This is a genomic window from Flavobacterium sp. GW821-FHT12A05 (genome assembly GCF_058807735.1).
On the sequence record NZ_JBXAQY010000002.1, the window covers coordinates 545,052 to 557,799 of the forward strand.

General features: G+C 34.2%; 6 protein-coding genes. 1 reads left to right on the plus strand and 5 read right to left on the minus strand.

What is annotated here, in order from left to right; all coding sequences use genetic code 11:
* Positions 1-21: 21 nt before the first annotated feature.
* The 5 genes from AC1RRQ_RS05760 to AC1RRQ_RS05780 all read right to left on the minus strand — a co-directional run bounded on the left by AC1RRQ_RS05760 (position 22) and on the right by AC1RRQ_RS05780 (position 9,499).
* Positions 22-1,479, minus strand: a complete 1,458-nt coding sequence (locus AC1RRQ_RS05760; RefSeq protein ID WP_493022067.1) for a glycoside hydrolase family 30 protein — start codon at positions 1,477-1,479, stop codon at positions 22-24.
* A gap of 24 nt (positions 1,480-1,503) precedes the next feature.
* Positions 1,504-2,973, minus strand: a complete 1,470-nt coding sequence (locus AC1RRQ_RS05765; protein ID WP_493022068.1) for a glycoside hydrolase family 30 protein — start codon at positions 2,971-2,973, stop codon at positions 1,504-1,506.
* 92 nt (positions 2,974-3,065) lie between these two features.
* A complete protein-coding gene (locus tag AC1RRQ_RS05770) occupies positions 3,066-4,520 on the minus strand; it encodes a glycoside hydrolase family 30 protein (RefSeq protein ID WP_493022069.1) in 1,455 nt (484 codons plus the stop codon).
* Positions 4,521-4,853: 333 nt separating this feature from the next.
* Positions 4,854-6,368 (minus strand): RagB/SusD family nutrient uptake outer membrane protein, encoded by a 1,515-nt coding sequence (locus AC1RRQ_RS05775; protein ID WP_493022070.1) that lies wholly within the window; start codon positions 6,366-6,368, stop codon positions 4,854-4,856.
* Positions 6,369-6,382: 14 nt separating this feature from the next.
* Entirely contained in the window at positions 6,383-9,499 is a 3,117-nt protein-coding gene (locus AC1RRQ_RS05780; RefSeq protein WP_493022071.1) for a SusC/RagA family TonB-linked outer membrane protein, read from the minus strand.
* Positions 9,500-9,845: 346 nt separating this feature from the next.
* Between AC1RRQ_RS05780 and AC1RRQ_RS05785 the strand changes: the two genes are divergently transcribed.
* Positions 9,846-12,716, plus strand: coding sequence for a triple tyrosine motif-containing protein (locus tag AC1RRQ_RS05785; RefSeq protein WP_493022072.1), 2,871 nt, complete (start codon positions 9,846-9,848; stop codon positions 12,714-12,716).
* The last annotated feature ends 32 nt before the right edge of the window (positions 12,717-12,748 follow it).

A 12,748-nucleotide genomic window follows, 5' to 3' on the forward strand; every position in this document is an offset into this window, starting at 1 on the left:
AAAAGTAATTAATTTGATATTCTATTTCCATGTAAAAGTTCCAACAGCTCCACCATCCAGAGTTGCGGCAACCCATTTTCCGTTGAATTTAATATTGAAGGTTTCGGATGCGTTTCCATCATTTTCCACAATCAATACTTTTGAACCTGATGGTGTTAAAAAAGCAACATTTTGCAGATTTCCGCTAATATTACTTGCGATTCTAACAGAACCCGCCGGAACAAATTTTGAAGCATGGGCAATAATATAATACGCTACATTTCTTTGAAAATTATCATTAGAAGTTATCGTTAAGGCTCCTTTACAAGTACTGCAGCCTCCTTGCGTATGAGGCTGAAAAGAAGCATCGTTGGCTAAATTCCATTCTAAAGCATTTCTGCTGTAGTTTCTCATTGCACCTACTATAACATTCTTAAGGTGCCATTTTAAATCTCCTCCAAAATCTCCTGTTGAGGATGTCCATTGTTCTGTGAAATAGACATTTTTAGTTGGGTACGCATTATATACATCCGAAAGTGCGTTGATATTTCCGGCATATAAATGAAACGCAGATCCGTCTACAAAAGGGAATGCATCGGCATCAGCCAAAATTTCTTTGGGATAATTAGGATTATCACAGTTATGATCGTAAGCAATAATTTTTGTGGTAAGGTTTGCTACTTTAAAAGCCGGACCTAAACTGCTTTTAATAAATTTTGCCTGCTCAGATGCTGACATGTACATACTCGGATTGTTTCCGTCATGTAATGGTTCGTTTTGAGGCGTTATGGCATCAATTGTAATGCCTTGCGCTTTCATCTGCTGAATATATTTTACAAAATACTGTGCATAAACATCGTAATATTGAGGGTTTAGTTTTCCTCCAACAAAACTGTTTTTGTCTTTCATCCAAAGCGGTGCTGACCAAGGCGTTGCAAGGATTAATATTTTAGGATTAATCGTCAGAATTTCTTTTAAAATGGCAATTAATTTTTTGTCTTTATCTAAACTAAATTTAGCCAGATTTAAGTCTGTTTCTCCTGTAGCAAGATCATTATAAGTAAAAGTATCAGCACTTAAATCTGAAGCTCCAATACTGATTCTGATATAACTTACTCCAATAGAATTTTGGTCTGAACCAAATAATTCCTGCAAAAGTGCTGTTCTTTTTGACGCGTTTAACTGATTAATTACATCAACACTTCCGCCCGTTAAAGTATATCCAAATCCGTCAATGGTTTGAAATTTTTGAGTATCGTTTACTTCAATATTGGCAAAAGTATTACTTGTAGTTCCAAATGCTAAAGCCGAAGATTGTTTGGCTAATAAAAGGCTTTGATCTCCTTTTGTAACCCAAAAATCAACATCACTTTTAATTTCTGGATAAATAGGAGCCGGCCCCGGATCAAAAGCATCGTTTGATGATGAGCACTTGACTTGTGCAAATACTGCAATTGCAAAGAACAATGCCTTTGTGGTGGTTTTAAAATTAAATTTCATTTTTATAGTTTTTTGGTCCGGTACTTAGTATACAATTGTTTGTATAGCGTGCGCCGGGATAGTTATAGTATTTTGCAAATCGTGGTTTATTATGGTGTAAACAATCTCTTTGTCTGATTGGTTCATGACAACAGTAATTACTTTGCCATCAGAGTTTTTAAAAGAGGTGCTTATTAAATTTTTATCGCTTATGGTTTGAATTATTCTTTTTGCATCAGGACGAATGAATTTTGAAAAATGCCCTATGTAATAGTACATTGGTGTATAAATTAATTCATCTTTTGTGGTATCGGCATGAATTGGTGCAAAGCAAAAGTTCCCCACATGATTTGGTCCTCCGTTTTGATCCAGAAGGATATTCCAATCTGTCCAGCCAACAGTTCCGTTATTGAAATCGTTGATCATGTTAAGTCCGTATCTTTCGGCATTTCCCCAAAACTGAAATTTAGAAGCATCAAATTTTTCGATGCAGCCTTCTGTAAAAATTAAGTTTTTGTTTGGAAAAGCTTTGTGCACCTCTCCTACAGATTCAAATTTAGGAGTTCCGCCATTCCAGGTTTCATACCAGTGAAATCCAATTCCCCAGGCATATTTTGAAACTTCTGGATCTGAGAAAACCAAATTGGCTCTTTTGGTCAGCATATCGCCGCGGTTGTGATCCCAAATGATAACATTTTTAGAACCCAATCCTTCTTTTTCTAAAGTTGGCCCTAAAAAGTTTTTTAGAAAATCTCTTTCAGCTTCCGGAGTATAAATACAGGATTCCCAACGTTGTTTTGCCATTGGCTCGTTCTGAATTGTTAATCCCCAAACCGGAATTCCTTCTTTTTCGTAAGCTCTGATAAACTTAGCATAATAATTTGCCCAAGACTGTGCAAACTCAGGCAACAAAACGCCGCCGTGCAAAATATCGTTATTGTCTTTCATAAAAGCTGGGGGACTCCATGGACTGACAAATAAAGTTAGTTTTCCGCCGGCTGTTTCAATTGCGCTTTTTAGTAATGGAATTCGATATTTTTTATCATGATCGATACTAAAGGTTTTTAAATCTTTATCGCCTTCGGTAACATAAGTATAACTTTCACTGCTAAAGTCACAGCTGTGGATGTTAGTTCTAGCCAAAGAATAGCCAATTCCTTTATTTCTATCGTAGTAAGCTGTTAAGAATTCTTTTTGCTTTTTTGGAGATAGTTTAGCAAAAACTTCGGCACTTGCATCTGTAATTGCACCGCCAATTCCTAAAAAGGTCTGATCTGTTTTTTCAGTATCTAAAGTAATAGAAACTGTTGATTTTTTTTGTTGTGAAGAGGGTTCTGAAATAAGATTATCTGAAGATGATAATCTTAAATTCGTATTTTCGGCTGTAGTAAAAACCGTGATTTTTTTATTTGATTTGGATGCCGAAACAGCGCTCCCATTTGCAGTTTTTGATGGCAAACAACTTACCTGCAAGATTAATATTGATATTAATAAGATTCTAGTGATGGTTTTCATTGTTACTTCAAAAAACGTTTTATTCTAAGTTAAAAAGTGAGGGTTGAAATGAATGATTGAAGATCAACCCTCGGGTATTAACTCAAAAAATATTAATAAACAAGTGTTTGAATAGCATGTGCAGGGATTTTAACTATAGTTTTTTCTGCTGCTATAATCAAATTATACGTCATTTCTTTATCCGTTTTATTCATTACGATAGTGGCCATTGTACCATCTGTATTTAAAAACGAAGTACTTAAAAGTCCGCTTCTGCTTACTGCAGAGCTAACTCTTACTGCACTTAATCGAATGAATTTTGAAAAATGTCCAATGTAATAATACGATGGCGTGTAGATTAACTGACCTGTTGTAGTATCAGCATGAATTGGAGCAAAACAAAAATTACCCACATGGTTAGGACCTCCGTTTTGATCTAAAAGGATATTCCAGTCTGTCCAGCCGGCAGTTCCGTTATTAAAATCATTAATCATAGAAATACCATATCGTTCTCCGTTACCCCAAAATTGATATTTTGCAGCATCAAATTTCTCCACACAACCTTCTGTAAACAAAAGTTTTTTATCTGGATATGCTTCATTTACTTTGGCAACGTTATCAAACATCGAATCTCCTCCAGACCAGTTTTCGTACCAGTGAAATCCCATTCCCCAAACATACTTTGAAGCTTCAGGATCAGAGTAAATTACATTTGCTCTGTAGTTCATTAAATCGCGATTGTGATCCCAGGCAATGATTTTTACATCTCCCAGTTTTTCTTTTTTTAATGTTGGGCCTAAGAAGTTTTTAATAAAATCTCTTTCGGCTTCGGCAGTATAAATACAAGATTCCCAAGTTTGAACGGCCATTGGCTCATTTTGAGTTGATGTTCCCCAAATTGGAATTCCTTCTTTTTCATATTCTTTGATAAACTTAGCATAAAAGTTTGCCCAAGTTTGATAATATTCTGGTAATAATGTTCCTCCTTTTAATACATTTCCGTTGCTTTTCATAAAAGCATTTGGAGACCATGGTGCAACATAGGTTAATAATTTTCCTCCTGCTTTTTGGATTGCCTGCTTAATTAACGGAATGCGAAATTGTCTGTCATGCTCAATAGAAAAAGTCTTTAATTCTTTGTCTCCTTCTTTGATATAAGAATAGCTTCCACTGCTAAAATCAGAACTTTGGATCGTGGTTCTTAGCAAAGAATAGCCAATACCTTTTTGTTTATCGTAGTAGGCATTTAAGAATTCGGTTTGTTTTTCTTTTGAAAGTTTGGCAAAAATTTCGGCACTTGCATCAGTTATAGCACCACCAATTCCCATAAAAGTCTGGAATTTTTTAGACGGCTCAACAAAAACAGAAACCTCAGTTTCTAAAGGCTGTTTTGATGCTGAAAAAGATAAATTGTCCGTTGCTGTTAATCTTAAATTAGAATTCTCGGCTGTAGTATAAACTGCAATTTTCTTCCCGCTGGTTGTAAATTCCTTTTTGGCTTTTGTTTGTTGTGCAACAGCTGTTATAGAAAACAAAAGGCACAAAAACTTTAAAGTATTTTTTTTCATTCTTTCCTTAATATTTAATTTTAAATCGAAGTTTTTTCAGGAACTCCTTCCCTGATGGCTTAAGGATTTAAAAATAGCCCATACTCATATTGATTATGGGCTACTTACAACCAAACTTAAACTTAACTTAAACTTTATTTTTTCTCAGTTTTGATCTCTTTTTTTACGAAACGTAGAAAGAAATTTTACTGAGATTTTTAGCGCAATTATTCAAGACTTAATCCTATTATAGGATGAAGCAAAAACAGCTGCATTAAAAAAAACTATCTTTTCAATTTAGTGTACTGCCTAATGCTGCTATCTGCATCAGGCATACACTATAATGATTATTTATTATTGGTAATTTGGATTTTGTTTCAATTTAGTACCATTAAGTTCTGTGTAAGGAATTGGGAAAATTTCATCTGTACCAGCATCAAATCCTCTATCAGATAATGCAGCAGCAGCATCTCCCCATCTAACTAAGTCAAAGAATCTATGTCCTTCACCTGCTAATTCCATTCTTCTTTCGTGTTTAATAGCAGCTAATGTTACAGGAACAGAAGGCAATCCAACTCTTGCTCTTACAGCATCAAGTAAAGCTTGCGCTCTTGGTCCAGATCCTAAAGCTTCTGCTTCCATTAGGTAAGTATCAGCAAGTCTGATCACATAAGAATTTTGTTTGTAGTTCAATTCTTGAACACCACCACCAGTACGAACGTCTGATTGTCTTGGAAGGTATTTATTCAAGAAGTAACCTGTATCTTGGTAAGCTGGAATATAGTTTGCTTTTCCGGCAGCTTTTAAAGCTTTTAAATCAAGAATAGTAGCGTCAAATCTTGGATCACCTTGCATTGCATCATACAATTTTTGAGTTATTACGTTAAATGCCCATCCTGAAGGAAGATCTGGTGCATCAGAACCTGTTGGTCTTGAATATCCTCTTGGTCCAATCATTTGGTTTAAAGTATTTCCTTCGTCTTTACCAGATCCCCAGAAAGTCCAGTCAGAGTTACCTGCACTACTGTGAGATACTTCAATAATAGATTCTGCATTGAATTTATTTGACGTTACCCATAAATCGCTGAATTTAGGCAGTAATTTATTTCCGTATTGATTAGGTACATTTACACCCGGAGTACCGTTTACTTCAGCTAAAACTGCAGCTGCCTCAGATTTTTTACCTTCATATAAGTATATTTTTCCAAGTAATGCCTGAGCAGCTCCTTTATTAAATCTACCTGCTTCAGTGCTTGCAGCAACAGTATTTGGTAAAGAAGGAATTGCCTCTAACAAATCTTTTTCCATTAATGCATAAATTACCTCTGGTTTAACCTGCTCTGGATTATAAATAGTCTGTGTAGTAAACGGTTCTAAAACCAAAGCAAGGTTTTTAAACAATCTTACTAAGTTAAAGTAGTAAAATGCACGTAATGTTTTAGCTTCAGCAGCAAATCTTGCTCTTACAGCATCATCCATAGAAGCTGCCGGAAGTTTATTCAATAAAAGATTTGCTCTCGAAATACCTTGATAATGATCGTTCCAGAAACTTCCCGGAATATTAATTGAAGTAAGAGAGTGCGTTGAGAAATTTTGAATTCCATTTCCATCTGATGAGTTTCCTCCACCAGCATAAAAATCATCTGAACCTGCATTTAGCATTGCTACCAAATTCTCAAAACCACCAGTGTTTTTTCTTAATGGATCATATGTTCCAATTAAAGCAGCGTAACATTGTTGTTCGTTAGAAAAGTAGGTGCTTGTATCAAATTTCCCCTTTGGATTAATGGTCACGAAATCTTCCGAACAAGATCCCAGGACAGCCATTGCTACAGCAATATATATGTATTTAAAATTTTTAGTTTTCATAATTCTTTAATTTTTTAAAATTGAACGTTAGCTCCAAACAGAATAGATCTTGCTTGTGGATAAACTCCTTTATCTACACCAAAAACCTGACCTCCAATTTCTGGATCATATCCAGTGTATTTGGTAAAAGTGATTAAGTTTTCTCCAGTTAAGTAAAAACGAATTTTATCTGAACCAACTTTTGATGATAAGCTAGATGGAAGTGTGTATCCAAGCTGAACAATTTTTAAACGAACGTAATTTCCATTTTCAAGATAAAAATCAGACATATTAGTGAAATTTTTATTTGGGTCATTAGCACTCATTCTTGGATAATCATTTGAAGTTCCTTCACCATGCCAACGATCTAACGCTTTTGTTTGGTAGTTCGCATTTAATACATCAAGTCTTCTTAGACCTTGGAAAATTTTACTTCCTGCTGATCCTTGAGCAAACGCCATTAAATCGAAGTTTTTGTAATCTAAGTTTAAAGTAAGTCCGAAAGTATATTTAGGGATATTAGTTCCTAAAAATTGTTTATCGTCATCTGTAATATTACCGTCACCGTTTGAATCTACCCAACGGAAATCTCCAGGTTTAGCATTTGGCTGAATTAAACCTCCTGAAGCATTTTTGTATGCTGCAACTTCTGCTGCGTTTTGAAAAATACCTGCGGTTTTAAATCCGTAAAATTCATTAAATGAGTGACCAACTTGAGTTCTTGTTACAGGTCCCATAGATTGGAAAGTTGCGTCTCCAACAATAAAGTTAGTAGATGAACCTACGTAAGTAATCTCATTCTTTAAGTAAGCAAAGTTTGCATTTACACCTAAATTAAAATCTCCAAGTTTTTTCTTGTATCCTAATTCTACCTCAAAACCACTATTATCCATATCTGCAATATTTGCAGAAGGCGGATCAACAGCTCCAACATATCCAGGAATAACAACATCTCTTAAGATTCCTTTTGTTGTCTTTTTGTAATAGTCAAGAGCAAGAGTGAAATCGTTAAAAAGTTTTGCATCAAGACCAAAAGTTGTTTGAGATGTTTCTTCCCATCCTAAATCAGCATTTGGTAAAGTAGAGTTTCCGTAACCTGTAGTAATTGATCCTGTATTTCCAACAGAATAATTATATCCACCAACAACTAAACCTCTGTATTTAAAATCAGCAATATTATCATTACCTACAACTCCGTAACCTCCGCGTAGTTTTAAACTGTTAACTGTATTGTTTTCTTTCCAGAATCCTTCTTTTGAAATTACCCATCCTAAAGAGAATGATGGGAAAACTCCCCATTTTTTATTTTCACCAAAACGAGTTGATCCATCACGACGAACAATTCCTGTGAAAAGGTATTTCTCCATGTAATCGTAGTTAGCACGTAAGAATAATGATGCTAATTTATGTTGATCAAAATCACTTGCTCTGTTTACTCTGTCTGTTTGAGGAATATCAAAGTTAAAAGAAGCATCTCTATAATTTGTAATTGGCAGACCATACATAGTTACTCCAATAGTACCTCCAATATTTTCAACATAAGCTCCTTGTCCTGCTAAAATATTCACATTATGATCTCCAAATTTATTAGAGTAAGTCAAAATGTTTTCAAGTGTCCAAGAAAGAGATTTATTATTGTCCTGGCTGTAGTTATTTCTGTCTTCTTTCATGTTTGGATTTAAGAAGAAAACTGGAGTAAATCCTTGTTTTCCCCAATAAGACAATTTACCACCAAGTGTAGTTCTAAATTTTAAGTGGCTAGTAATGTTAGCCTCTAAATAAGCGTTTCCAACAAAATCGTCAGACCAGTCAAAACCACCTAATCTTGTTTGGATGTAACCAAGAGGGTTAGTCATCTCTTGTTGTACGTAAGAAGAAATTCCGTAAGGATTTCCATTAGGATCTCTTACAACATTTGGGTTTGTATAGAAACCTTTATTTAATTCATTTGGATCTGTTTCTACTAACGGAGTTAATGGATCTAAGTTAATTGCTGAACTTAAAGGACCTCCAAACTCGCTGTTTACGTTTCCAATACCTTTTGTTTTTTGGTGAGTGTAACCAAAAGTTTGTCCAAAAGTAAAGTAATCAGAAATTTTGTGCGTAGAGTTTAAACGGAAATTTTTCTTAGAATAGTTAGAAATTTCTGTTGCCACAATACCTTCCTGATCCTGGATTCCGAAAGAAGCATAAAAAGTAGATTTTTCTCCACCACCGCTAATACTTAACTCGTGAGTATATCTAAAAGCTGAATCATTGAAGATTGCATCTTGCCAGTCTGTACCTTTACCCATTTTAGCAATGTCAGTTGGAAGAAATTTAACTGCTCCACCGTCATTAACAGATCTTTCATTCATTAAAGTAGCATACTGCTGCGAATTTAACATGTCTAATCTTTTCGCAGGAGCAGATGTTCCTAAGAAACCGTTATAATTCACAGAAATTTTTCCTGATTTTCCTTTTTTAGTTGTAACCAAGATAACCCCAGTTGCAGCACGAGTACCATAAATTGCAGCAGAAGCAGCATCTTTAAGAACCTCGATAGATTCAATATCACTTTGGTTGATAAATCCAACTGCATTAGCATCTACAGCAATACCATCAACAACCCATAAAGGATCATTACCACCTTCTCTAAAAGTAGTTATACCTCTAATACGAACTTTTGATGCTGCACCAGGCTGTCCAGAAGTCGCTGCTACAGATACACCTGCCGCACGACCTTGTAAAGACTGCTCAACACGTCCGTTTGGTACTTTTTCAAGATCAGCCGCTTTTACACTTGAGATTGCTCCCGTTACAACTGCTTTCTTTTGAGTACCGTATCCTACAACCACAACTTCATTTAATGTTTGTGATTCTGGTTTTAATTGAACTGTAATTTTTGTTCTTCCGTTTACAGCTTCACTAACTGTAGTATATCCTATAAAAGTAACTGTCAAAACCCCGTTTGAAGGTACTTGTATTTGGAATTTCCCATCAAAATCTGATGCGGTCGACTTTGTTGTACCTTTTAATACAACTGTTGCGCCCGGAACCGGCATTCCACTTTCATCATTTATTATTCCATTTACTGTGATATCCTGAGCCACAGCTATAACCGAGAATAATAAAGACGAAACACAAAAAATAAGTAATTTTGTTAATTTCATTTTTCTAAAAATTTTGGTTAATTAATTAGTAATTTGATGCAATAATAACGTTAATTTTTTACTATCAACATGTAAATTTCACTACAAAAACACATCAAATGAAAATAATATACATTACAAAAACACATCATATTTTTTTTAATCCATTGATTTTTAATTATATAAATTTAAAATATAGGATGTTAGCAAAATGTTAATTATAAAAATAAACACTACACTTCTCTAAGATTCCTTATTTTTATAAAAAAAACATGTTCCTACATCGTGATAGTACTACACAAAGCACCCTTAAAACACTAAAAACAAGCATCTTAACATTCAAATTCCTTAGCAAATTCAAAAAACTATGAAATTGACAAAATCATATTTTTATACGACTTTTTTTATATTATTCACAATTTCATTATTTTCACAAGTAAAAAACATCGGTCTTCCCGATGTAAGAAATTACAAGCGAAACGAATATAAAGGAGGAACTCAAAACTGGAATATTGGCCAGGATAAAAACGGAAATCTATACTTTGCAAACAATAATGGCCTTTTACAATTTGATGGTTCGTCATGGAAAAAATATCCACTGCCAAATCTAACCTCAGTAAGATGTTTAAAAATTGATAACTCCGGAAAGATCTTCGTAGGGGGTTATAACGAATTTGGATTTTTTCAGCCTGATACTAAAGGAAAGCTTAAATACACTTCTCTAGCTAAAAAGGTAGACAAGAACAAAATCAAAATAATTGACTTTATCTGGAAAATTCATTCTTTAGATGATCAAATCATTTTTCAGTCTTTTGCCAGAGCATATATTTTCAAAAACAATAAATTAACAATCTTAAAAGCACCAAAGCGTTTTCAATTCTCCTTTATTGTAAATAACAGACTTTACTTTCAGGATATCGAACAAGGAATTTTAGAATATAAAAACGGTAAATTGTATGCTTTGCCAAATACCAAGAGTTTAAATAATACCGAGGTATGGGCGATGTATTCTATTGGAAAAGACAAGACCTTAATTGTAACACTGGAAAAAGGGTTATTTATATATGAGAACAATACGGTTATTCCGTGGAATACCGAAGCGAACAATTTTGTCAAAAAGAACAACTCATTAGGAGCTTCTTTGATCAATAATAAGTTTATTGTTTTGAATTCTGTACTAGACGGAATTATCATCTGTGATTATAACGGAAAAATCATTCAGCACATCAACAGGAAGAAAGGTTTACAAAACAATACTGTTCTAACTTCATTTATCGACAACAAAAACAATTTATGGCTGGGATTAGATAATGGTATTGCTTATGTTAATCAAAGCTCCCCATTTACTTATTTTGGCTTTAGTTACGATATTAGTACTGTGTACGCCTCTGTTATTCATCAAGGCAATTTATATGTCGCAACCAATCAGGGTGTTTTTTACCATGCCTGGAACAACAGCTTTAAGGAAGATGTGTTTAAACTTGTAGAAGGAACTACAGCACAATCATGGAATGTACAAACCATAGACAATGAATTAATTTGTGCCAACAACAGAGGAGCATTAGTTATAAACGGAGGAAAAGTAACCCGTGTAATTGATTCTAAAGGATATTTTGGTTTTAAGAAAATACCCAATCATCCGGGCTTTTTTATAGGCTCAAATTACGATGGTTTTGCTATTTTTCAAAAAACAGCTGCTGGACTAACTTTTAAAAATCAAATTTTAGGTTTTGATAAGTCATCAAACAGCTTCGAACTCGATCAATCTTATTTGTGGCTTAAAAAAGACGAATCTATCTACCGAATGACTTTGAGCGATGATTTATCGAGGTTTTCAAGCATCAAAAAAATAGATCGATTAACCCCTAAATACAATAACATAGGAAGTCTTCAGCAAATTGACGGCAAAATCTACTTTCAAACCCACAATCATTTTTTTAGATACTCAACAGAGCAGGCATTGTTTTATGAAGACAAACATTTGAGTGATTTATTCAAAAACATTCCTGTTATAAATGCATTAAGCGAAGATAGTCAATCTAATTTATGGTATGCTTTTGATGAATCGATTGGGGTCCTTATGAAAGACAAAGGCAAATACAACAATATCGTGGCTCCATTTTCTAATTTGACTGGAAATCTGGTAAGTAATTATTTATCTGTAAATACCATTGACTCTAGAAATATTTTTATTGGTTTAACCGATGGTTTGGCGCATTATGATCCTGAGCTGCTTAATAATTTCACTACAAAACCAAAAGCTTTCGTTCGAAGCTTTTCATTTCCCGGCGACACGATTGTATTAGGAAACAATCAAAATAAAACCGAGAATATAAGAGTTCCTTACTCATCCAATCACGTTCGGTTTACATTTTCATCGCCAACTTATGAAAACCTCGAAAATGTACAGTTTTCGTATCAATTAGAGCCGTTTGATGAGAAATGGAGCAATTGGTCAACCATTTCGATAAAAGAGTATACAAACCTGCGCGAAGGCGATTATACGATGAAAGTAAAAGTGAGAAACAGTTACGGTATACAATCAGAACCGTCGACAATCTCTTTTACGATTTCACCACCGTGGTACAGACACTTTCTGGCTTTCATGCTGTATTTCATCTTGCTGATTATAACTATCTATTTTATTTCGAATAGAATTAAAATGAAGATTAGAAAAAATAAATATTACGAAACAATTGAACAGCGACGTCTTTATCTTGAAAAAGAATCTAAAATCAGACAAGAGCAATATGATTTGGAAAAAGAAATCGAGAAACTGAAAAATGACAAATTGCAGATTAAAATCTTAGCAAAAGACAAAGAATTAGTGAATAATTCCCTGCAGGTTGTAAAGAAAAATAAAATCCTGAATGGAATCATTCACAAACTAAAAGAAATCGATATTGATGCGCTGGATGATTCTACCAAATTTCAAGTCAGCAAACTTAATAAAAGCATTGTAAAAGAGGTTAATACGGACAAAAGCTGGAAAGATCTCGAAAAACACATCAAGAACGTTCACTTTGAGTTTTTAAAGCGTTTAAAGGAAAAATACCCTACGATTTCACCACGTGAACTGGATTTATCGACTTATTTATTAATGAATATGTCGACCAAAGAAATTGCAGAAATCATGAATATCTCCGGCGGAGGCGTCGAGCTTGCCCGTTACAGGCTTAGAAAAAAACTGGGACTAAATAAGAAAGAAAACCTGATTGGTTTTTTAATGAGTATTTAAAAGAAAAGATCCGACAAATGTCGGATCTTTTC

What these genes read in the sequence shown, in the direction of transcription:
- AC1RRQ_RS05785 (WP_493022072.1), top strand. Translation starts at nt 9,846, where the DNA reads ATGAAATTGACAAAATCATATTTTTATACGACTTTTTTTATATTATTC.
- AC1RRQ_RS05775 (WP_493022070.1), bottom strand. Translation starts at nt 6,368, where the DNA reads ATGAAAACTAAAAATTTTAAATACATATATATTGCTGTAGCAATGGCT.
- AC1RRQ_RS05760 (WP_493022067.1), bottom strand. Translation starts at nt 1,479, where the DNA reads ATGAAATTTAATTTTAAAACCACCACAAAGGCATTGTTCTTTGCAATT.
- AC1RRQ_RS05765 (WP_493022068.1), bottom strand. Translation starts at nt 2,973, where the DNA reads ATGAAAACCATCACTAGAATCTTATTAATATCAATATTAATCTTGCAG.
- AC1RRQ_RS05780 (WP_493022071.1), bottom strand. Translation starts at nt 9,499, where the DNA reads ATGAAATTAACAAAATTACTTATTTTTTGTGTTTCGTCTTTATTATTC.
- AC1RRQ_RS05770 (WP_493022069.1), bottom strand. Translation starts at nt 4,520, where the DNA reads ATGAAAAAAAATACTTTAAAGTTTTTGTGCCTTTTGTTTTCTATAACA.